At 68.3% G+C, this 20,887-nt stretch carries 20 protein-coding genes; 14 read left to right on the top strand and 6 right to left on the bottom strand.

Features of this window, described 5'->3' with window-relative positions:
* Nucleotides 1-349: 349 nt before the first annotated feature.
* Nucleotides 350-1,021 (bottom strand): phosphate signaling complex protein PhoU, encoded by a 672-nt coding sequence (gene phoU / locus HMPREF0321_RS10945; protein WP_006946467.1) that lies wholly within the window; start codon nt 1,019-1,021, stop codon nt 350-352.
* Between the two features lie 191 nt (nt 1,022-1,212).
* Here phoU and HMPREF0321_RS10940 point away from each other — a divergent pair, with 191 nt between their 5' ends.
* Nucleotides 1,213-2,502 carry a cell wall metabolism sensor histidine kinase WalK gene (locus HMPREF0321_RS10940; RefSeq protein ID WP_136788821.1) on the top strand — a complete coding sequence of 430 codons (1,290 nt, stop codon included), beginning with the start codon at nt 1,213-1,215 and terminating at the stop codon, nt 2,500-2,502.
* Nucleotides 2,499-3,179, top strand: a complete 681-nt coding sequence (locus HMPREF0321_RS10935; RefSeq protein ID WP_006946427.1) for a response regulator transcription factor — start codon at nt 2,499-2,501, stop codon at nt 3,177-3,179. Before HMPREF0321_RS10940 ends, HMPREF0321_RS10935 begins: the two co-directional genes overlap by 4 nt.
* Nucleotides 3,180-3,276: 97 nt before the next feature.
* Here the strand turns inward: HMPREF0321_RS10935 and HMPREF0321_RS10930 are convergent, their stop codons facing one another.
* Nucleotides 3,277-3,888: a hypothetical protein gene (locus HMPREF0321_RS10930; protein ID WP_006946420.1), complete on the bottom strand. Its 612-nt coding sequence runs from the start codon at nt 3,886-3,888 to the stop codon at nt 3,277-3,279.
* Between the two features lie 231 nt (nt 3,889-4,119).
* Between HMPREF0321_RS10930 and HMPREF0321_RS10925 the strand changes: the two genes are divergently transcribed.
* From HMPREF0321_RS10925 to HMPREF0321_RS14985, 9 genes are all read left to right on the top strand, one after another.
* Nucleotides 4,120-4,602 (top strand): CarD family transcriptional regulator, encoded by a 483-nt coding sequence (locus tag HMPREF0321_RS10925; protein ID WP_006946459.1) that lies wholly within the window; start codon nt 4,120-4,122, stop codon nt 4,600-4,602.
* Nucleotides 4,599-5,327, top strand: coding sequence for a 2-C-methyl-D-erythritol 4-phosphate cytidylyltransferase (ispD, locus tag HMPREF0321_RS10920; RefSeq protein ID WP_050786570.1), 729 nt, complete (start codon nt 4,599-4,601; stop codon nt 5,325-5,327). The genes HMPREF0321_RS10925 and ispD overlap by 4 nt, the downstream gene beginning before the upstream one ends.
* The gene (gene ispF, locus HMPREF0321_RS10915; protein ID WP_006946445.1) at nt 5,324-5,854 is read left to right on the top strand and encodes a 2-C-methyl-D-erythritol 2,4-cyclodiphosphate synthase; all 531 of its coding nucleotides are present in this window, start codon (nt 5,324-5,326) and stop codon (nt 5,852-5,854) included. The genes ispD and ispF overlap by 4 nt, the downstream gene beginning before the upstream one ends.
* Nucleotides 5,855-6,053: 199 nt before the next feature.
* Nucleotides 6,054-7,139, top strand: a complete 1,086-nt coding sequence (locus HMPREF0321_RS10910) for an S-(hydroxymethyl)mycothiol dehydrogenase (protein WP_006946443.1) — start codon at nt 6,054-6,056, stop codon at nt 7,137-7,139.
* Nucleotides 7,136-7,795, top strand: a complete 660-nt coding sequence (locus tag HMPREF0321_RS10905; RefSeq protein ID WP_006946438.1) for an MBL fold metallo-hydrolase — start codon at nt 7,136-7,138, stop codon at nt 7,793-7,795. Before HMPREF0321_RS10910 ends, HMPREF0321_RS10905 begins: the two co-directional genes overlap by 4 nt.
* Nucleotides 7,796-7,805: 10 nt before the next feature.
* Complete coding sequence (locus tag HMPREF0321_RS10900) at nt 7,806-9,170, top strand: Ig-like domain-containing protein (protein ID WP_139023637.1); 1,365 nt, start codon at nt 7,806-7,808, stop codon at nt 9,168-9,170.
* Nucleotides 9,171-9,256: 86 nt separating this feature from the next.
* Complete coding sequence (gene cysS / locus HMPREF0321_RS10895; RefSeq protein WP_006946434.1) at nt 9,257-10,708, top strand: cysteine--tRNA ligase; 1,452 nt, start codon at nt 9,257-9,259, stop codon at nt 10,706-10,708.
* A complete protein-coding gene (gene rlmB / locus HMPREF0321_RS10890) occupies nt 10,708-11,682 on the top strand; it encodes a 23S rRNA (guanosine(2251)-2'-O)-methyltransferase RlmB (RefSeq protein WP_006946440.1) in 975 nt (324 codons plus the stop codon). Before cysS ends, rlmB begins: the two co-directional genes overlap by 1 nt.
* Before the next feature lie 61 nt (nt 11,683-11,743).
* On the top strand, nt 11,744-12,289 hold the full coding sequence (locus HMPREF0321_RS14985) for a DUF4282 domain-containing protein (protein ID WP_175282488.1): 546 nt from the start codon (nt 11,744-11,746) through the stop codon (nt 12,287-12,289).
* A 97-nt stretch (nt 12,290-12,386) separates the two neighbouring features.
* On the opposite strand, the gene HMPREF0321_RS10880 is transcribed toward HMPREF0321_RS14985, so the two are convergent.
* From HMPREF0321_RS10880 to HMPREF0321_RS10865, 4 genes are all read right to left on the bottom strand, one after another.
* Nucleotides 12,387-13,088, bottom strand: coding sequence for an RDD family protein (locus tag HMPREF0321_RS10880; RefSeq protein WP_006946433.1), 702 nt, complete (start codon nt 13,086-13,088; stop codon nt 12,387-12,389).
* Between the two features lie 41 nt (nt 13,089-13,129).
* Nucleotides 13,130-13,912 carry an RDD family protein gene (locus HMPREF0321_RS14980; RefSeq protein ID WP_006946428.1) on the bottom strand — a complete coding sequence of 261 codons (783 nt, stop codon included), beginning with the start codon at nt 13,910-13,912 and terminating at the stop codon, nt 13,130-13,132.
* A 51-nt stretch (nt 13,913-13,963) separates the two neighbouring features.
* A complete protein-coding gene (locus tag HMPREF0321_RS10870; RefSeq protein WP_040014913.1) occupies nt 13,964-15,202 on the bottom strand; it encodes a DUF4032 domain-containing protein in 1,239 nt (412 codons plus the stop codon).
* Nucleotides 15,203-15,361: 159 nt separating this feature from the next.
* Nucleotides 15,362-16,432, bottom strand: a complete 1,071-nt coding sequence (locus HMPREF0321_RS10865) for an ABC transporter ATP-binding protein (protein ID WP_006946417.1) — start codon at nt 16,430-16,432, stop codon at nt 15,362-15,364.
* 328 nt (nt 16,433-16,760) lie between these two features.
* On the opposite strand from HMPREF0321_RS10865, the gene HMPREF0321_RS10860 reads away from it, so the two are divergent.
* The 3 genes from HMPREF0321_RS10860 (at nt 16,761) to HMPREF0321_RS10850 (ending at nt 20,798) form a co-directional block, all read left to right on the top strand.
* Entirely contained in the window at nt 16,761-18,098 is a 1,338-nt protein-coding gene (locus HMPREF0321_RS10860; protein WP_040014906.1) for a maltose ABC transporter substrate-binding protein, read from the top strand.
* A gap of 178 nt (nt 18,099-18,276) precedes the next feature.
* Nucleotides 18,277-19,854 (top strand): ABC transporter permease subunit, encoded by a 1,578-nt coding sequence (locus tag HMPREF0321_RS10855; protein WP_131942082.1) that lies wholly within the window; start codon nt 18,277-18,279, stop codon nt 19,852-19,854.
* The gene (locus tag HMPREF0321_RS10850) at nt 19,854-20,798 is read left to right on the top strand and encodes a sugar ABC transporter permease (RefSeq protein WP_006946432.1); all 945 of its coding nucleotides are present in this window, start codon (nt 19,854-19,856) and stop codon (nt 20,796-20,798) included. Before HMPREF0321_RS10855 ends, HMPREF0321_RS10850 begins: the two co-directional genes overlap by 1 nt.
* Nucleotides 20,799-20,887 lie beyond the last annotated feature (89 nt).

Below are 20,887 nucleotides of genomic sequence, written 5' to 3'. Positions count from 1 at the left end.
ACACCGATCGGTGTGGCGGGCTTCATCAGATCTGGTGCCCAGCGCGCGCGTTTTGTTTTGCGCGCTTCGTCAACGCTCGCCGACGCTGGAGCTGGCTGGCCTCGCAAGCTCGGACCCCAGCCCCGCGACGACGAGCTTGATCCTCAGCGCGCGGTTTCTCTTGCGCGCTTCGTCAACGCTCGCCGACGCTGGAGCTGGCTGGCCTCGCAAGCTCGGGCCCCAGCCCCGCGGCGACGAGCTTGATCCTCAGTGCGCGTTTCCTCTTGCGCGCTTCGTCAACGCTCGCCGACGCTGGAGCTGGCTGGCCTCGCAAGCTCGGGCCCCAGCCCCGCGACGACGAGCTTGATCCTCAGCGCGCGTCGCGCGAGAGGCCCTCGTCCGGGTTGCCGTAGCGACCCGTCACGAGGTACACGATGCGGTCGGCGACGGCAACGGCGTGGTCACCGAAGCGCTCGTAGTAGCGCGACAGCAGCGTCGCGTTGACGCCGGCCTCCATGCCATGCTGCCAGTTGTCGAGCAGCGTCGTGAAGACCTTCTTGTGCAGCTCGTCCATCGCGTCGTCGATACGGCCGATCTCGACGGCCGCGTAGACGTTCTTGGACGAGATCGCATCACCGGTCGCCTTGACGAGACGCTGACCGACGGCCGCCATCTCGGCGATGATCGGGCGCATGTCGTCGGGGATGGCGAGGTTCGGGGCCGCCATGCGGGCGACCTTCGCGATGTGACGGGCGAGGTCGCCCATGCGCTCGATGTCGGAGCTCATGTGCATCGCCGTGACGACCATGCGCAGGTCGGTTGCGACGGGCTGCTGGCGAGCGAGCAGGTCGACGGCGAGGTCGTCGATCTCCCGGCGCAGCGTGTCGATGTCGTCGTCGGCGGCGATGACGCTCTCGGCGACGGTGCGATCGCCCTCGAGCAGGGCGGTGGTGGCGCGCTCGAGAGCGGTGGCCACCATCGTCGTCATCGTGACGAGCTGGTCGGAGATCTTGTCGAGATCCTCGTGGAATGCGTCGCGCATTCGCGTCCTCCTCAGGCTGGCTCCGTGGAGCGCGTGCAGGCATGGCGGATGACCACCCTGTGGTGGTTCCCAGCAGACGTTTCCATGACCTCATGAACGAAGACAAGCGCGAAGGTGAACATCCGGCGACATGTGCGAGGCGCCCGCGCTCAGGGCGCCGCCCGCGGTCATGGTGTGCGTACCCTTGCCCTGTGTCAGACCTCCTCGCCCTCGCCGCCGGTGCAGCCGTCGCCGCCCCGTTGGCCCTGGGCGGGGGATACGCGCTCGGTCGGCGTCCCGAACGACCGCCGCAAGGGGAGACGAGGGGCGCGGCGACAGCCGTGGCCGCGCCGAGCCTGATCGACACCCCTGCCGCGTCGACGACCGACCTCGTGCCTCGCATGCTGTCGCAGGACGCCGCGCGCCTGCTGCGTCTGCTGCGCTCGGGTTGGCTCCTGGTCGACCGTTCTGACCGCGTCGTCGCCTCGAGCGAGGACGCCTCTGCCCTCGGACTCGTGCGCGACGTCGACCTGCGGCACGAGGAGATGAAGCAGGTCGTGCGCCTCGCACGTCGCGAACGCCGCACCGTCGAAGGCGACCTCGACCTGCCGCGCGGCCCGATCGACGACGCCCGCGTCGACCTCGGCGTCCGCGTCACCCCCCTCAACGACGACCTCGTCGTCGTGCTCGTCGAGGACAGGACGCAGGCGCGTCGCATCGAGGAGACGCGCCGCGACTTCGTCGTCAACGTCTCGCACGAGCTGAAGACGCCCGTCGGCGGGCTGCGGTTGCTCGCCGAGGCCGTCGAGGACGCCGCGGACGACGCGGAGGCCGTCGCGCGCTTCGCCGGCCGCATGAAGACGGAGACGGTGCGCCTCGCGAACCTCGTGCAGGAGATCGTCGACCTGTCGCGCCTGCAGGGCGCCGACACCGTCGCCGCGGCCAAGCCCGTCGACCTCGGCGAGTGCGCCGTCCGCGCGACGGAGGAGACACGGCTGCTCGCCGAGAGCCGCAACATCGAGGTGCTGCTGCGCGCCGACGAAGAATCGCACGTCGTCCTCGGCGACGAGAACCTGCTGGCGACGGCCATCCGCAACCTCGTGAGCAACGCCGTCAACTACTCGCCGGCGGACACGCGGATCTCCGTGGTCGTCACGACCGACGACGACGATGTGGCCGTGCAGGTCACCGACCAGGGGATCGGATTGTCCGCGGCCGACGTGGAGCGCATCTTCGAACGCTTCTACCGTGTCGACCCCGCACGCTCCCGTCAGACCGGCGGAACCGGGCTCGGGCTCGCCATCGTCAAGCACGTGTGCGCCAACCACGGTGGCCGCATCCGCGTCTGGAGCGAACCGGGCGTAGGTTCGACGTTCGAGATGCAGTTCCCCTGCTGGAGCGCCGAGCGCGAGCACCACCTCGCCGACCCCGACGCGCCCCTCACCCGCTCAGCCCGCCCGGTGCTCGCGACGAGCGGCGCCCCGACGAAGGAAGTCCAGTGACCCGCATTCTCATCGTGGAGGACGAGGAGTCCTACTCGGAACCGCTCGCGTACATGCTGAAGAAGGAGGGCTACGAGGCCTTCGTCGCAGCCACCGGACCAGAGGGCATCGACACCTTCGAGCGCGGCGGCGCGGACCTCGTCCTGCTCGACGTCATGCTGCCCGGCATGTCGGGCGTCGACGTGTGCCGCGAGCTGCGCAGCCGCTCGAGCGTGCCCATCATCATGCTGACGGCGAAGGACAGCGAGATCGACAAGGTCGTCGGCCTCGAGATGGGCGCCGACGACTACGTGACGAAGCCGTACTCCGGGCGCGAGTTGCTCGCGCGCATCAAGGCCGTTCTGCGCCGCCGCGGCGAGGCGGAGGCGGGCGAGAGCGACGAGCTCGTCGTCGGGCGTGTGGCGATGGACGTCGAACGTCACGTCGTCACTGTGGGGGGCAAGGGCGTCGCGATGCCGCTCAAGGAGTTCGAACTGCTCGAGATGCTCATGCGCAACGAGGGGCGCGTCCTCACTCGCATGCAGCTCATCGACCGCGTCTGGGGCAGCGACTACGTCGGTGACACCAAGACCCTCGACGTCCACATCAAGCGCCTGCGCGCCAAGATCGAACCCGACCCCGGCTTGCCACAGCACATCCTGACGGTGCGTGGGCTCGGCTACAAGCTCGAGGCCTGACGCGGAGGACCCTGCGTACCACCCGCACCCCCGGCGCACGACGAAGGCCGGCATCCCGCGCAGGATGCCGGCCTTCGTCAGGCGTGGGACGCGAACACTAGTGGCTCGTGACGGATGTGCCCTTCTCCTCCTCGCCCGTGGGGGCGGGGGTCGATTCGCTGATGCCGACGTCGTGGCCCTCCTTCGGCTCGACGTCCTCGGCGTGCTCGACCGAGGCTGAGCCGTACGGGTACTGGTCGAGCACGACCGGGACGGCGACCTGCGTCGAGCCGCCGGGCGTGGCCTTGAGCGTCATGTCGATCTGGTCGCCCGGCTTCGAGTCGCCGATCGAGGCGACCTCGACGGGGCTGACCTTGGCGGAGCCGTTGCCGTTCGCCTTGCCGTCGAGGCGCACGCTCTGGCCTGCGGGAACGGTGACCTGCGTGTCGGTGCCCGCGACGGAGAGCGTCAGTTGACGATCTTCGTTCGCCTTGTTGTAGACGAGGCCCTCGAGAGCACCCTTGTGCGTCTTGTCGTCGTTGACGATGAGCAGGTTGACGGCCTTGAGGTCGCCCACCGTGGCAGAGACACCGTCAGCGGGGTCGTACTGCAGCTCCGTCGTGTACGGGTTGATGACCTGGCCGCAGCCGGTCAGGGTGGCGCCGAGCGTCACGGCGGCAAGAAGCACGCCTGCGCGGCGGCGCTGGGGGTTCATGATTCGTCGCGTCACGTGCCCAAGAGTATCGCCACCGCCGCGCGCATGCGCGCACCGGGTGCAGAGGTGACCGAATCGACACACAACTTTTTCGCCGTTCGCCGCGTGTCGCGCACCGCACGCACCTGCGAGGGGGCCTCATCGGGGTGTGCTATGGACCGGTGGCGAGGTTGGAGACGCCGTCGTTTTGCCCGGAATGGCGCGGCTGCGTGGTATTCTTGGGGTCGCGAAAGGGGCTATTACCACATGGAATTCAAAGTCGGCGAGACCGTCGTTTACCCGCACCATGGAGCCGCCACGATCGAAGAGATCAAGGTGCGCAAGATCAAGGGCGAGGACAAGCAGTACCTCGTGCTCAACGTGGCTCAGGGCGACCTGACCATCGAAGTCCCTGCAGAGAACTGCGACCTCGTCGGCGTGCGTGACGTGGTCGACAAGGCCGGCCTCGAGAAGGTGTTCGAGGTGCTGCGCGCCGAGCACACCGAGGAGCCGACCAACTGGTCGCGCCGGTACAAGGCAAATCTCGAGAAGCTTGCCTCCGGTGACGTCATCAAGGTCGCCGAGGTCGTGCGCGACCTGTGGCGCCGCGACCAGGATCGCGGCCTGTCCGCCGGCGAGAAGCGCATGCTCGCCAAGGCCCGCCAGATCCTCGTCTCCGAGCTGGCGCTCGCCGAGCACACGAACGAGGACAAGGCCGAAGCCACGCTCGACGAGGTCCTCGCGTCCTGAACGCCGGAGCCGTCGTCGTCGCCGCCGGGCTCGGCACCCGTCTCAAGGCGGGCCGACCCAAGGCGCTCGTGACCCTGAGGGGGGCTCCCCTCGTGACGCACGCCGTCCGCCGCATCCTCGCGGCGGGCGGCGTGTCGCACGTCGTCGTCGTCACTCCGGCGACGCACGAGAGCGACTTCGACGAGGCTCTCGCCGAGTTCGACCCCACCCTCGTCACGCGCGTCGGCGGCGGCGCGGAGCGCAGCGACTCGGTGCGGGCGGGCCTTGCCGCGCTCGATGCGTCGTGCGACGCCGTTCTCGTCCACGACGCAGCGCGGTGCCTCGCGCCGCCGTCGCTCGTGGCTCGGGTGCTGGCGGCCCTCGACGACGGCGCTGACGCGGTCGTGCCGGGCGTCGCCGTCGTCGACACGATCAAGCTCGTCGAGGCGCGAGAGGCACAGACGGTCGTCGCGTCGACTCCCGCACGCGCCGCCTTGCGCGCGATCCAGACGCCGCAGGGCTTTCGGCGCTCGGCGCTGCTCGCGGCCCACGCCTGCGGCGCCGACGCCACCGACGACGCCGCGCTCGTCGAGCTCGCAGGAGCGGACGTCGTCGTCGTCGCCGGTGACGATCTCGCCCTCAAGGTGACGACGCCGCTCGACATGGTGCTGGCCGAGCACCTGCTCGCCGCGGACGATGCCGTCGCCGGCGAGGTCACCGACACCCACCCGAGAGGTCAGTCATGACGCACCCCGTCTCATCGTCCGGTCGGCCTGAGTCGCCGGTGTCGATGTCGTTGCCGCGCACCGGGATCGGTGTCGACATCCACCCGCTCGCCGACGACGAGCGGGAGCTGTCCCTCGCAGGTCTGACATGGCCGGGGGAGCGTGGCATCGAAGGTCACTCGGACGGCGACGTCGCCTCGCACGCCCTGTGCGACGCGCTCTTCTCGGCTGCCGGGCTGGGCGACCTGGGGCAGCACTTCGGCGTCGACCGCCCCGAACTCGCCGGCGCCCGCGGCGTGACGCTGCTCGCCGAGACGGCGCGCCTCGTGCGCGAGGCCGGGTACGAGATCGGCAACGTCGCCGTGCAGATCGTCGGAAACCGCCCCAAGATCGGATCGCGTCGCGACGAGGCCCAGGCCGCGCTCTCGGATGCGCTCGGCGGCGCGGTCGTCTCGGTCAGCGGCACGACGAGCGACGGGCTCGGCTTGACGGGCCGAGGCGAGGGAATCGCGGCCATCGCGACCGCGCTCATCGTGCCGCGCGCCTGAGGCGTCACCCGTTCGAGCTGTGTCACGCCGTGACGGCGGCTTCCTGATTCCCCGCCTCGGGGCGTCGAAACCCTTGTGATGACGGGGTTGTCAGCGCCGGGGACTACATTGGAACCAAAGTCGGGCACATGCGCCGAGGCCACCTCGAAGCGGTGCACCGACCCGTCGAGCCACCTTCCACACGAGGAGATCTTTCGATATGTCCCAGACGGTCAAGGGCGTCATCGCCCGCAGCAAGAACGCCCCGGTCGAACTCGTCGACATCGTCGTGCCCGACCCCGGCCCCGGTGAGGTGGTCGTCGACGTCGAGGCGTGCGGCGTCTGCCACACCGACCTGTCGTACCGCGACGGCGGCATCAACGACGAGTTCCCGTTCCTGCTCGGCCACGAGGCGGCCGGGCGCGTCGAGAAGATCGGCGAGGGCGTGACGAACGTCGAGGTCGGCGACTTCGTCGTGCTCAACTGGCGCGCCGTGTGCGGCGAGTGCCGTGCGTGCAAGAAGGGTCAGCCCTGGTACTGCTTCGACACGGCCAACGCGACGCAGAAGATGACGCTGGCCGAGGACGGCACGGAGCTGACGCCCGCTCTCGGGATCGGCGCGTTCATCGACAAGACTCTCGTCGCCGCCGGCCAGTGCACGAAGGTCGAGGAGTCCGACGCAGCCGCGGTCGGCCTGCTCGGCTGTGGCGTCATGGCCGGGTTCGGTGCGGCCGCCAACACCGGCCAGGTCGAACGCGGTGAGTCCGTCGCCGTCATCGGCTGCGGTGGGGTGGGGTGCGCGGCCATCGCCGGTGCCGAGATCGCCGGTGCGGCGCGCATCATCGCCGTCGACATCGACGACGCGAAGCTCGAGACGGCGAAGAAGTTCGGCGCGACCCACACGATCAACTCGAAGAACGTCGACGCCGTCGAGAAGATCCGCGAACTCACCGGCGGGTTCGGCGCCGACGTCGTCATCGACGCCGTCGCACGCCCCGAGACGTACGAGCAGGCGTTCTACGCCCGTGACCTCGCCGGCCGCGTCGTCATGGTCGGCGTGCCGACGCCCGATCTGAAGATCGAACTGCCGATGATCGAGATCTTCGGTCGCGGTGGCGCGCTCAAGTCGAGCTGGTACGGCGACTGCCTGCCCGAGCGCGACTTCCCGGCGCTCGTGGCCCTCTACAAGCAGGGCCGCTTCGACCTCGACGCCTTCGTCACCGAGCGCATCGGCATCGACGCCGTCGAGTCGGCGTTCGAGAAGCTGCACGAGGGTTCGGTGCTGCGTTCGGTGGTGGAACTGTGAGCGCCCCCGCGGGCCCGGAAGTCGTCGTCGCCGACGGCGGTCTGCGCATCGAACGCGTCGTCACCTCCGGCACCTTCGAGCTCGACGGCGGTAAGTGGGACGTCGACAACAACGTCTGGCTCATCGGCGACGACGAGCAGGTGATCGTCGTCGACCCGGCTCACGAGGCGGCGCCCATCCTCGACGGCGTCGCGGGCCGCGAGGTCGTTGCCATCGTGTGCACGCACGCCCACAATGACCACATCACGGCCGCCGCCGACGTGCGCGCCGCGACAGGTGCGCCCGTCCACCTGCACCCGGGCGACCGCGTGCTGTGGGACATGACGTACGACTGGGCGCCCGACGAGTCGCTGAGCGACGGGGACGAGCTGCGGGTCGCAGGGGCCACCCTGCGCGTCATCCACACCCCGGGGCATGCGCCGGGCGCGTGTTGTCTGTACCTCGAGGCGCTCGACGTCGTGTTCACGGGCGACACGTTGTTCCAGGGCGGCCCCGGTGCGACCGGTCGGTCGTACTCGGACGAGGACACGCTGCTCGCCTCGATCCGCGCGTCGTTGTTCACGCTGCCGGGCCACACCACCGTCCTGACGGGCCACGGTGAAGCGACGAGCATCGCGGCCGAGGGCGCCACGATCGGAGCTGGGTCCGAGCTGTGAGCATCCGAGGGTGACCCGCGTGTTCCTGCGCGGTGGTTCGACGGACGTGGCGCAGACTGGGAGGATGCGTCGCCCATCGAGCCTGCCCCTCGCCCACACCCGCCCCGATCGTCGCCTCGTGCACACCGGGGCGATCCTGGTCGGCGTCATCACGCTGGGGGCCGTCGGCGCCGGATGCTCCTCGGACGCGAATCACTCGGCGCCCGCGGCGAACGTGTCGTCGGGCGCTGGGGGTTCGGCGTCGGGAACGCACTCGGGCGCTGAATCGCCCGGGTCGTCGACGAGTTCGTCGAGTGCCGCGCCTGCGGCGACCATCACCATCGCCTCGAACGTCGCCCAGGGCTCGCCCCTGGGGTTGTCGCAGCCGGTGACGGTGAGTGCGAAGGGCGCCGATTCGAGCCCGGCACAGGTCACGGACGTCACCGTCACCGACGCGGCGGGCAAGAGCGTCGAGGGCAACTACGACGCGAGCGCGGGCACCTGGACGCTGGCCGGCCTGTTGACCAAGAGCGGCTCGTACACCGTAACGGCCACGGCCGAGACCTCGGACGGGCAGAGCGCGACGAACTCGCGGACCCTCCTCGCCGCCGCAAACGGTGCGAGCACGACCGGCCTCTACGCCGTCACGCCGTTCAAGCGCTCGAACGTCGGCAACGCTCAGCCGGTCGTGCTGACGTTCAGCCAGGCCGTGCCGCAGGCGCAGCGCGCCGAGGTCGCCAAGCGGTTCACCGTGAAGGACACGGCGAACGTGGAGGGCGCGTGGCGTTGGGTCAGCCCGACGCGCCTCGACTACCGCCCGAAGAACAAGTGGCCGGTCGGCGACAGCGTCACCGTCACCGGCTCGATCCAGGGCATGCCGATCGGCCAGACCTGGGGCGCGGGCACGCTCGGTGACGTCGGCTTCGACGTCACCTCCGACCTCGAGGCGGTGTACGACCCCGCGACGCACGAGGTCACCGTCAGCGAGGGTGGCAAGGTCACCCGCGTCATGAAGTCGGGTGGTGGCAAGAAGGGCTTCGAGAGCCTCACCGGCAAGATGGTCGTGACGGGCAAGGAGCGGACGGTACGCATGACGTCGTGCAGCGTCGGCATCTCCTGCACGCCCGGCGAGGCGAACTACTACGACGAGCAGATCAACAACGCCGTTCAGGTCTCCGAATCGGGCACCTACCTGCACGCCGCACCCTGGGACGACCTCATCGGCAAGGCGGACACATCGCACGGATGCTTCCACCTGTCGGCCGCCGACGCGAAGTGGTTCTACGACAAGGTGCTGCCCGGCAACCTGTTCGTCTCCAAGGGCACGAACAACCCCGTCTCCGTGACGAACGGCGAGGGCGACTGGAACCTCACCTGGCAGCAGTGGATCTCCTGAGCCACTGATCGACGCTGCGCCGCTCGATGGTGGGCAGGCGCTCGGGCGGGGCGTCAGGGCTGCGCGTCGCCGATAGACTGTGCGGCGTGAGCCTGCAGATCTTCGACACCGCCACGCGCGAACTGCGCGACTTCGAACCAGTTGAGCCCGGCAAGGTCGGCATCTACATCTGTGGGCTGACGACGCAGGGTTCGCCGCACATCGGTCACCTGCGCTTCGCCGTCGCGTTCGACGTGCTGCGCAACTGGCTGACGCGCGGTCACGGCTACGACGTCACGCTCGTGCGCAACGTCACCGACATCGACGACAAGATCCTGCGCAAGTCCGCGGAGGCGGGGGAGCCCTGGTTCGCGTGGAGCTACCTTCACGAACGTGAGACGAGCGACGCGCTCGACATCCTCGGCGTTCAGCGACCGACGTACGAGCCGCGCGCGACAGGGCACGTCACCGACATGGTCGAACTCATGGAACTGCTCATCGAACGCGGCCATGCCTACCCGGCAGCCGACGGTTCGGGCGACGTCTACTTCGACGTCAAGAGCTTCGACGAGTACGGCGCGCTGACGCGGCAGAAGCTCGACGACATGGAAGACGCCGCTGACGCCGACCCGCGTGCGAAGCGCGACCCCCGCGACTTCGCGCTGTGGAAGGGCCGCAAGGCCGACGAGCCGGCGTCCGCGAACTGGCCGACGCCGTGGGGTGAGGGGCGCCCCGGCTGGCACCTCGAGTGCTCCGCGATGGCGCGTCGTTGGCTCGGTGACACGTTCGACATCCACGGCGGCGGCATCGACCTGCGCTTCCCGCACCACGAGAACGAGCAGGCGCAGTCACGCGCCGCAGGTCTCGGTTTCGCGCGCTACTGGATGCACAACGGCTGGGTGACGCTGAGCGGCGAGAAGATGAGCAAATCGCTCGGCAACACGCTGTCCGTCACGGAGCTGACGAAGACGGTGCGTCCGCTCGTGCTGCGCTACTACCTCGGCTCGGTGCACTACCGTTCGACGATCGAGTACACGTCCGATTCGCTGGCGGAAGCGAATGCCGCCGTCGAGCGCATCGAGGGCTTCCTGCGTCGCGCCCTCGGCGAGGACGCCGTCCTGACGAGCGCCGACCTCGCCGACGTCGAACTGCCCGAGGCGTTCGTCGCGACGATGGACGACGACCTCAACGTCTCCGGCGCGCTCGCAGCGTGCTTCGACGCCATCCGCGAGGGCAACACCGCCATCGACGAGGCCGATGTGCGGCGCGTCGAAGAGCTCGCGCTGCAGGTCGCCGCGATGACCGACGTCCTCGGCGTCAACCCGCTCGACCCGAAGTGGTCGGGCAACGGATCGGCCGACGGTGACGAGACGAAGCGTGCGCTCGGCGCGCTCGTCGACGCTCTCGTCGAGCAACGCAAGACCGCACGTGCGGCGAAGGACTTCGCGACAGCAGACATCATCCGCGACCAGCTGGCCGACGCCGGCGTCGTGGTCGAAGACACCCCCGACGGCGCCCGCTGGAGCGTGGCGCGTACGGGTCGAAAGGACAACGACTGATGCCAGGCAACTCATCGCGCCGCGGTGCGATCCGCAAGGGAGCGTCGAAGAAGGGCGCGACGACCGGCAGCGGCGGTCAGCGCCGACGCGGGCTCGAGGGCAAGGGCCCGACGCCGCGCGCGGAGGAGCGCCCGAACCACAAGGCGTACAAGTCGGCGCAGCGCTCCGGCGCCGCCAAGAACGCGCCCAACGCGCGACGTTCGAGCGGTGCGCGCCGCGACCGGACGTCGAGCGAGATCATCGCCGGGCGCAACTCGGTGCTCGAGGCGTTGCGTGTCGGCGTGCCTGCCGCGACGCTGTACGTCGCGAGCCGCATCGACTCCGATGACCGCGTGCGCGAGACGCTCAAGATCGCGCAGGAGCAGGGCGTCGCGATGCTCGAGACGCCGCGCGGTGAACTTGATCGGCTCACGGACGGCGCGGTGCACCAGGGCCTCGCGCTGCAGGTGCCGCCGTACGAGTACGCGCATCCGAGCGACCTCATCGACCCCGAACTGCCCGGCACGCCGCTCGTCGTCGCGCTCGACGGCATCACCGATCCCCGCAACCTCGGCGCCATCGTGCGTTCGACGGCGGCGTTCGGCGGCCACGGCGTCGTCATCCCGCAGCGTCGCAGCGCGGGCATGACCGCGTCGGCGTGGAAGACATCGGCGGGCGCCGCGGCACGCATCCCCGTCGCGCAGGCGAGCAACCTGACGGCCGCGCTCAAGGAGTTCAAGAAGGCGGGCTTCTTCGTCATCGGCCTCGACATGGACGGTGACGTTGACCTGCCCGGCCTCGAGCTCGCCGACCGGCCGCTCGTCGTCGTCGTCGGCTCCGAGGGCAAGGGCCTGTCGCGTCTCGTCAGCGAGACGTGCGACCAGATCGTCTCTGTGCCGATGAGCTCCGCGGTCGAGTCGCTCAACGCCGGCATCGCGACGTCCGTGACGCTGTATCAGGTGGCCGTCAACCGCGGGCTGGGCTCGACGCGCTGAGCCCCGGAGGTCGGATGCGGGAGGCTCCCAGCCCCGTATCGTGGTACGTCCAGGCACCATGATGAACGAGAGGGAGACCTTCACGATGTCGAACCACGACTCCTACGACGGATACCAGCCCGGCGACGGCCAGAACCCCGGTCACTACGGTCAGCCGTACCAGTACGACCAGACCGGTGACCAGGGGCAGTACGGGCAGTACGGTCAGCCGCACCAGAGCCAGTCGAACCAGTACGGCGCCCACACGTCCTACGACCAGACGCAGGCCAACCCCACGGCCGGCGCCCAGGCGTACGGGCAGCAGGTGCCCGCTGATCAGTCCTTGTCGGGCGCCGGGTTCTTCAAGGCGCTGTTCGACTTCTCGTTCTCGACGTTCATCACGCCGAAGATCGTCAAGTTCGCCTACGCCATCTCCGTCGGCGCTCTGGGGCTGTTGTGGGTCTTCATGGTGATCGGCGGCTTCGCGGACAACGCGGCGTCGGGTTTGCTCGCTCTCATCATCGGCCCCGTCCTCATCTTGCTGTACCTCGTCTTCATCCGGATGACGCTCGAGTTCTACGTCGCGATCGTTCGCATGAGCGAGGACATCCACCAGCGTCTGCGCTGACGCGTGCCCTGACGCGAAACGGCCCGGTTCCCTCGGAGAGGGGAACCGGGCCGTTTCACGTCTGGCGAGCTCGAGGCTCGCCCGCGGTGGGCGGGCGTCAGTCGCCGCGCACCACGATCGTGTGGACGATCTTGTCGTGCAGCGTCTGCTTGGTGTCATCCCACAGCGGCCACAGCAGGTCGACGATGAGCAGGAGTCCGCCGCTGATACCGCCGGCGACGGCTTCGAGCAGGTAACGCCCGAAGCCGACACCGGCGCCCGTCGGCTGACCCGTGCGCTCGTCGACGACCTTGAGGTGAAGCATCTTCTTGCCGAGGCTCTGGCCCGTCCTGCCCTGACGGATGGCGCGGTTCCAGAGGTTGAACAGCAACGCGACGAGCGGACCGAGCAGCGCCAACGCGACACCGCCGCCGGAGACGTTGTGCAGCGTCGAGTTGCCGTTGATGTCTTCCACCGAGTAGCTGTCCTTGAACGCCAGCCACAATCCGAGACCGGAGATGACGATCATCGGGACGGCCGACAGCAGGCTGTCGATGAGGTAAGCGCCCACGCGCGACCCCCATGAACCGTAGGGCGCGGACCCCACCCGTCGAGCGGGCGCACCGTACTGCTGCCCCTGATAGGGCTGATTCTGGTACGGCTGGCCGGGCTGCGGCGCACCCTGGTAGCCCTGCGGTTGGTACGGCTGGCCCTGGTACTGCTGGTACTGGGGGCCCGGCTGCGACTGCGCGCCGCTGCCGTACCCCTGGGCGCCACCGTGCTCGGGCGGCGGAACGTAGGGGTCGTATCCGTTGCTCATGTCCGTTCCTTCTCGTCAGGCGTCGATGGCGGGTGGGCCGCTCAGGCCGTGCGGACGACGAGCGAGTGGACGGCCTTGTCGTGCCACGTCTGGTTCTTGTCGTCCCACAGCGGCCACAGGTAGTTGAGCAGGGGGATGAAGAACAGCAGCGGGATCAGCTGCGACGGCAGCGAGATCAGGATGTCGACGGCGAGGCGGCCGAGACCACGGCCGACACCCAGGTACTGGCCGGTCCGCTCGTTGATGACGCCGATCTTGAGCACCTTCTTGCCAATGCTCTGGCCTCGCTTGCCCTGCAGGTATCCCTCGTTCCAGAGACGGAACAGCAGACCGAGCAGCGTGCCCGCGCCCATGAACGCCCAGGCCCGGTCCGTGAAGGGATCGGTGGGGTCGGCGCCCGGCGCGTCCCAGCCGTCCTTGAGGAAATCTCCGGTGCCGAGCGCGATGCCGACGCAGATGATGGTCGGCAGGATCGTGATGAACCAGTCCAGCAACGCCGCACCGACACGCGAACCCCAGCTCGCGAGGATCGGCATGTTCGGTGCGCCCTGACCGTACTGCTGGGCGTAGCCCGGTGCGCCGTAGGCGTCCGGCCGGCCGTAGCCGCCGCCGTACTGCTGGCCCGCGTCACCGTACTGCTGGGCAGGCTGGCCGTAGCTCTGTTCCTGGTATTCCTGCTGGCCGTAACCCTGCTGGTCATGGCTCGGCTGTCCGTAAGCAGGCTGGCCCTGCGGCGCGCCGCCGTACTGGCCCGGCTGCGCGGCGGGGTCGTGCGGATTCTGACCGTACGGCTGGCTGCCGTATCCATTCGTGTTGTTGCTCATGATGATTCCCTCCTGTGCTCCTTCGCACACGAGGTTACCGGGGCGCCGCGCTCAGCGCGCGGTCATCTGCAGGGGCGTTGCGTCGGGGGCGATGACGTTCTGCTCGTCCGGTTTCGTCGGCAGGATGTTCTCGACGTAGTCGGCGACGGCTTCCTCGATCGTCACGCCACGCTGCAGACGCTCCGACATGTACCAGCGGTGCTCGAGCACCTCGTGGAACATCTCGGCTGGTTCGAGCTTCTGACGCAACTGCGGCGGTACCGTGCGGGTGATCGGTTCGTAGATCGTCGCGAGCCAGTCATGCGCGACGGCGCGTTCGTCGTCGCTCTGGCGGTTCTTGCTCGCCGTGAAGCTGACGAGGTCGTTGAGCAGTCGTCGCGCCTGGTTCTCGCCGACCTCGAGACCGGTGAGGTGACGCAGGCGGCGCGTGTGGTAGCCGGCCTCGACGATCTGGGGCTTGATCGACATCGTCGTGCCGTCGATGTCGGTCGTGATGTCGAGCTCGCCGACGTCGAATCCGAGGTCGTTCAGCGAGCGGATGCGCTGTTCGACGCGCCACGCGTCCGAGGCGTCGAAACGCTCGGCCTGCGTGAGTGCCTCCCACAGCTCGTGATAGCGCTCGACGATCGTGTTGCTCACCTCGATGGGGTCCATGTCGTCGGGCACCATGCCGCCAGCCTGCAGATCCATCAGCTCCCCGGCGATGTTGACCTGCGCGATGTCGAGGTCGTGCTCGCGCTGGCCCTTCGACAGCTTCTCGCGCAGCTCACCGGTCTCCGCGTCGACGAGGTAGGCGGCGAACTCGCCCGCGTCACGACGGAACAGGGCGTTCGACAGTGACACATCACCCCACCAGAAACCGACGAGGTGCACCTTGACGAGCAGGACCGCGAGGGCGTCGATGAGGCGGGTCGCCGCGTCCGGGCGCAGCGTCTGGCTGATCATCGCGCGGTACGGCAGCGAGAACTGCAGGTGCCGCGTCAGCAGGCACGCGTCGAGCGGTTCGCCGTGCACGTCGGTGCGTCCGGTGACGACGGCGATCGCCTCGACGCACGGCAGGTGCAGGCGCCGCAGCTGCTTGAGCATCGCGTACTCGCGCAGCGCGATGTCGGCCTTGATCTCCTTGACGGCGAGGATGCGGCCGTCGACCTTCGCGAAGCGGACGATGTGACGCGAGATGCCGCGCGGCAGTGCCGCGAGTTGATCCTCTGGCCACTGCTCGAGGGGCACGCTCCACGGCAGTGCGAACAGCGCGGGGTAGGGGCGTGCTGCCTTGATGTCGAGTGCCACCTCGTCATCCTCCCACCGCGCGGGGGCGGCTGCCTGCATCCGCGTGACGGTGTGTTTCACCCGAAACGGTGCGTCGGCCACCCGTCGATACGTCGAGCGGACGATGGCCGCTCGCCATCGTCCGCTCGATCGTCATGTCAGCCCCTCGCGGGTGCGCGTTCAGTCGTTGATGCGCTCGCCGGTCTCGACGTCGAAGAGGTGGATGTGATCGGTCTTCGGCGCGAAGTACAGCGTGTCGCCCTTCATCGGGGGGCGGCGGCCGTCGACGCGGGCCATGACCTGCTGGTCCTCGCCCTCAACGGTCGTCTTGCCGTAGACGTACGCGTCGGCGCCGAGCTCCTCGACCATGACGACGTCGACCTCGAGACCCGCGTCGGACGGCGCGAGGTCCTCCGGGCGGATGCCGAGCGTGACACGGTTCGAACCGGGGCGGGCGTCCGCGGGCAGCGGAATCGACGCGGTACCGAGCAGCACCTTGTTGTCCTTGACCGGCACCTCGAACAGGTTCATCGCGGGGCTGCCGATGAAGCCCGCGACGAAGACGTTCTTCGGGTGGTCGTACATGTTGCGCGGCGTGTCGCACTGCTGCAGCAGACCGTCCTTGAGGACGGCGACGCGGTCACCCATCGTCATGGCCTCGACCTGATCGTGGGTGACGTAGACGGTCGTCACGCCGAGGCGACGCTGCAGGTCGGCGATCTGCGTGCGCGTCTGCACGCGCAGCTTGGCGTCGAGGTTCGACAGTGGCTCGTCCATGAGGAACACCTGCGGCTGACGCACGATTGCGCGACCCATCGCGACGCGCTGACGCTGGCCACCCGACAGGTCCTTCGGCTTGCGCTCGAGGTACTGCGTGAGGTCGAGGATCTGCGCGGCCTCCTCGACGCGCTTGCGGATCTCGCCCTTGTCGACGCCGGCGATCTTGAGCGCGAAGCCCATGTTGTCAGCGACGCTCATGTGCGGGTAGAGCGCGTAGTTCTGGAACACCATCGCGACGTCGCGATCCTTCGGCGACAGCGCCGTGACGTCGCGTCCGTCGATGAGGATGCGGCCGCTCGTCACCTCTTCCAGGCCGGCGAGCATGCGCAGCGAGGTCGACTTGCCGCAGCCCGACGGGCCGACGAGGACGAGGAACTCGCCGTCGGCGATCTCGATGTTGAGGTCGCTGACGCTGGGACGATCGGCCCCGGGGTAGGTGAGGGTGACGTTGTCGTACGTGACGGTTGCCATGGGGTTTTCCTTAGCGCTCACCGGCAGGAACGTGCCGGACGATCCGTTGTGAACGGGCGGCGCACGGATGTGACGCCGCACACAGCATGCCTGATGGGAGTGGCTCTTGACCAGCCCTTCTGCACATTTGTTTCAGTAGCGCTCATCTGAGCACCCCGTCTCGAGGGGTAGGTGGGTCGATCTGCATGCTCGCTCGGCCCTGCCTATCACCCGATCAACGCTCCTTGATCAAATCGTGACCGTGAAAAACTTTGCAGACCCTGAGTACACGCTGCATGCTGTGAAGCAGGCCACACTCGAGGTGTGGCCCTGAACAATCGGAGCACTCATGACCAAGCGCAGTGTGGCTGTCGCATTCGCGGGCGTCCTCGCCCTCTCCGTCTCCGCGTGCGGCGGCGGCTCGTCCTCGTCCGACTCGTCGAAGAGCGACACCTCTGCGGCTTCGTCGAAGTCCGGCGACGCGAAGGCGTCGGGCAGTGCTGCCGCCGGCAGTGACGTCAACGCCAAGGACCCGAAGCGTGACGCCAACGCCGACCTCGTCATCTGGGCTGACGGCACCGCGGCCCCCGTCGTCTCCAAGCTCGCGAAGCAGTTCGCGGACGAGAACGACGTCAAGGTTTCCGTCCAGGTCTCGACGGACGTGCGCGGCAACTACGGCACGGCCTTCAAGGCGGGCCAGGCCCCGGACGTCATCGTCGGCGCTCACGACTGGATGGGTGAGCTCGTCTCCAACGGCTCCGTCGCGCCCGTGCAGATCCCCGCCAACGTCGCTTCCGGCTTCAACAAGGAGGCCATCGCCGCGACGAAGTACAACAACCAGTCCTACGGCGTGCCCTACGCCGTCGAGAACATGGCGCTCGTGCGCAACACCGACATGGTCAAGGACGCGCCGAAGACGATCGACGAGCTCGTCTCCACCGGTCAGAAGGTCGTCGACGAGAAGAAGGCGACGAACGTCCTCTCCCTCGAGATGGGCAAGCAGGGCGACGCCTACCACGGCATCCCGTTCCTCACCGGCTTCGGCGGCGGCATCTTCGGCACGAAGGCCAACGGCGACTACGACGCGAGCAAGCTGCTCGTCAACTCGCCCGAGAGCCTCAAGGGCGCCAACCTGCTCGCCGAGCTCGGCAAGAAGAAGGTGCTGTCGACCAACGTCGACAAGACCAACGCTGATGCCCTGTTCGCCGACAAGAAGGCGCCGTACATCGTCACCGGCCCGTGGTCGCTGCCGACGTTCGACAAGGCCGGCATCAAGTACGAGGTCTCCTCGCTGCCCACCGTCGCCGGTGGCGGAAAGATGACGCCGTTCCTCGGCGTGCAGATGTTCTACGTCAGCTCGAAGGCGAAGAATGCGACCGTCGCTCAGACGTTCACCGCGTCCTTCCTCACCACCGCCGCCGCGCAGAAGGCGCTGTTCGAGGTCGGCAAGCGTCCGCCGGCACTGACGGCGGCGTACGACGAGGTCATCAAGTCCAACCCCGACGTCGCGAAGTGGGCCGAGGCCGGCAAGGGCGCGAAGCTCATGCCGAACATCCCCGCGATGAATGCCGTCTGGGGCCCGATGGGTCAGGCGATGGCCGACGTCATCTCCGGCAAGGCAGCCCCCGACGCCCGCTTCAATGCGGCGCAGAAGGAGATCGAGGCCGCCATCAAGGCCGGCAGCTGACGATCCACCCACGTCGCACCCGTGAGCCGGTGACCACGTCGGTCGCCGGCTCACGGCGCGTCGAGCGTCGACGACGACGCCCATCACGACAGGCCTGACGGCGCCCGCGAGGCGCCTCACGCCCCAGGCTGGTGCGGTGAGCACCGGTGAACGAATTCCCCGAGCGATGGAGAAGGACATGGCGACCCTCGCCGCCCCCGAGCAGACGTCGGGTCTGCCGCCAGCCAAGAGCCCCGTGTGGGCGCCGATCCTCAAGTGGGCGCTCGTCGCGGCCGCCGTCATCCTCTGCATCTATCTCGCGACGCAGCTGGCCGACAAGGGGTACGGCCTCGCCGTCGTCGGTGTCGCGTTCGTCGCGATGGCCGTGCTCGTCGTGTACGGCACGCGCCGCAACGTGCCCGCGAAGTATCTGTTCCCGGGCCTGATCCTGCTGCTCGGGCTGCAGGTGTGGCCCATCGTGTACACGGCCGCGACGTCGTTCACGAACTACGGCCAGGGCCACCTCGTCTCCAAGGAGGAGGCGACGAAGCAGGACATCGCCTACTCCGTCCAGCAGGTCGCGGGGTCGCCGACGTACGGGCTGTCGATCGCCGTCAAGGACGGCCAGGATGTGACGTCCGCGCCGTTGCACTTCCTGCTGACCGACGAGAAGGGCAAGCACTTCGTCGGTGACGCCAAGGGGTTGCAGCCGCTCACGGGCAAGACGGAGATGGGCATCGGCCACCTCAAGTCGGCCGAGGGCTATCGCGTCCTCAAGCTCGGCGAGGCGAACAAGCGCAAGGACCTCGCCAACTTCGCGGTGCCGACGAGTGACGGCCACGGCATCAAGGCCAGTGGCGTCTCGCAGGCGTTCGAGGGCGCGCCGACGCTGAAGTGGGACAAGGCGAAGAACACCCTCACCGACTCCGCCACGGGCACGGTATATGTCGAGAAGGATGCACGCTGGGTGCCGCAGTCCGGCTCCGCGAGCCCGCTGCCGGTCGGGTGGAAGCAGGGCGTCGGGTTCAAGAACTACACCGACCTCGTGACGAACGACACGATTCGCAAGGGGTTCTTCGGCATCTTCGCGTGGAACATGGCGTTCGCCATCCTGTCGGTGCTGTCGACCTTCGTGCTCGGCATGCTGCTCGCGCTGCTGCTCAACGACCCGCGCATCAAGGGCCGCGCCATCTACCGCAGCCTGCTCATCCTGCCGTACGCCGTGCCCGTGTTCGTCTCCGCGCTCGTGTGGGCGTCGATGTTCAACCAGGACTACGGCCTCATCAACAACCTGACCGGCCTCGACATCGACTGGTTCGGCGACCCGTGGGCCGCGCGCGCCGCCATCCTGCTGACCAACCTGTGGCTGGGCTTCCCCTACATGTTCGTCGTGTGCACAGGCGCGCTGCAGTCGATCCCGGGTGACGTCATGGAGGCCGCACGCATCGACGGTGCCGGCCCGATCCGGACGCTGCGCTCCATCACGATGCCGCTGCTGCTCGTCGCGGTGGGCCCCCTGCTCATCGCGTCGTTCGCGTTCAACTTCAACAACTTCGGCCTCATCTACCTGCTGACCAAGGGCGGGCCGTTCGTCGGCGACAGCGCCCAGATCGGTTCGACCGACCTGCTCATCACCTACGCGTACCGTCTCGCGATCGACGGGACGAACCCGAACTTCGGTCTCGCATCCGCGGTCGCCGTCGTCATCTTCATCATCGTCGCGCTCCTGAGCTTCCCCGGCTTCCTGCGCAGCAAGGCCCTCGAGGAGGTCAACTGATGTCTGCCATGAACACCCCTGCGGCCGGCCTGCCCGAACCGGGAGCCGTGACCGGCGTGCCCGAAGCTGCTCCCGGTGGCACGCATGCTCGTGCGCCGCGCCTCGGTGGCGGCGTGTGGTGGCGCCACCTGCTCGCGCTGTGCGCGCTCGCCTTCGCGCTGTTCCCGATCCTGTTCCTGCTCTCGGCGGCACTCAACAAGGCGGGGACGCTGAGTTCTTCGACGCTGCTGCCGACGAGCTTCTCGCTCAACAACTTCTCCGACCTGTTCAGCAACGAGGCGCGACCGTTCGTCACCTGGTACAAGAACGCGCTGCTCATCGCGCTCGTCGGTTCGGTGTTCAGCGTCTTCATCGGCGCGTGCTCCGCGTTCGCGTTCTCGCGCCTGCGCTTCCGAGGCCGCCGGGCGATGCTGCTCGCGCTGCTGCTGCTGCAGATGTTTCCGGCGCTGCTCGCGTTCGTCGGCCTCTACATCACCTTCTCGAAGATCGGTGAGGTGATGCCCGCGTTCGGCCTCAACACCACGTGGGGGCTCATCCTCGTCTATCTGGGCGGCGCGATGGGATCGAACGTGTGGCTTCTCAAGGGTTACTTCGACACCGTTCCGAAGGAACTCGACGAGGCCGCGTTCGTCGACGGCGCCTCGCATGCCCGCGTGTTCTTCAGCCTGACGCTGCCGCTCGTGCGCCCGATCCTCGTCACGGTGTTCATGGTGTCGTTCGTCAGCCTGTTCGGCGAGTTCATGCTCGCGAGCATCTTCCTCACCGACGTCGACAAGCAGACCCTCGGCGTCGGCCTCTACGGCATGACGGTCGGCAACGACCGCAACGCCCTGTTCGGCCAGTTCTCGGCTGGTGCGCTGCTCAGCTCGATCCCGATCATGGCGCTGTACCTGGCCTTCCAGAAGCAGCTCATCGGTGGTCTCACCACCGGCTCGGTGAAGTGAACTCCTACCGTCGCGGCGCGACGGGAGCGGGCGCGTGAGCGCCACCGAGGACGCGGCGCTCAGGCGCGGCGGCGACGAATCGCCGCCGC

Source organism: Dermacoccus sp. Ellin185 (assembly GCF_000152185.1).
Lineage (GTDB): Bacteria > Actinomycetota > Actinomycetes > Actinomycetales > Dermatophilaceae > Dermacoccus > Dermacoccus nishinomiyaensis.
The sequence above is the reverse complement of the archived record's forward strand: the minus strand, read 5'-3'. Positions and strand labels throughout refer to the sequence as shown.

Bases quoted from the DNA above. Each gene is read 5' to 3' on its own strand.
- phoU (WP_006946467.1), bottom strand. From the start codon at position 1,021: ATGCGCGACGCATTCCACGAGGATCTCGACAAGATCTCCGACCAGCTC.
- HMPREF0321_RS10880 (WP_006946433.1), bottom strand. From the start codon at position 13,088: ATGAGCAACGGATACGACCCCTACGTTCCGCCGCCCGAGCACGGTGGC.
- rlmB (WP_006946440.1), top strand. From the start codon at position 10,708: ATGCCAGGCAACTCATCGCGCCGCGGTGCGATCCGCAAGGGAGCGTCG.
- HMPREF0321_RS10865 (WP_006946417.1), bottom strand. From the start codon at position 16,432: ATGGCAACCGTCACGTACGACAACGTCACCCTCACCTACCCCGGGGCC.
- HMPREF0321_RS10855 (WP_131942082.1), top strand. From the start codon at position 18,277: ATGGCGACCCTCGCCGCCCCCGAGCAGACGTCGGGTCTGCCGCCAGCC.
- HMPREF0321_RS10850 (WP_006946432.1), top strand. From the start codon at position 19,854: ATGTCTGCCATGAACACCCCTGCGGCCGGCCTGCCCGAACCGGGAGCC.
- HMPREF0321_RS14985 (WP_175282488.1), top strand. From the start codon at position 11,744: ATGAACGAGAGGGAGACCTTCACGATGTCGAACCACGACTCCTACGAC.
- HMPREF0321_RS10925 (WP_006946459.1), top strand. From the start codon at position 4,120: ATGGAATTCAAAGTCGGCGAGACCGTCGTTTACCCGCACCATGGAGCC.
- ispF (WP_006946445.1), top strand. From the start codon at position 5,324: ATGACGCACCCCGTCTCATCGTCCGGTCGGCCTGAGTCGCCGGTGTCG.
- HMPREF0321_RS10910 (WP_006946443.1), top strand. From the start codon at position 6,054: ATGTCCCAGACGGTCAAGGGCGTCATCGCCCGCAGCAAGAACGCCCCG.
- HMPREF0321_RS14980 (WP_006946428.1), bottom strand. From the start codon at position 13,912: ATGAGCAACAACACGAATGGATACGGCAGCCAGCCGTACGGTCAGAAT.
- HMPREF0321_RS10860 (WP_040014906.1), top strand. From the start codon at position 16,761: ATGACCAAGCGCAGTGTGGCTGTCGCATTCGCGGGCGTCCTCGCCCTC.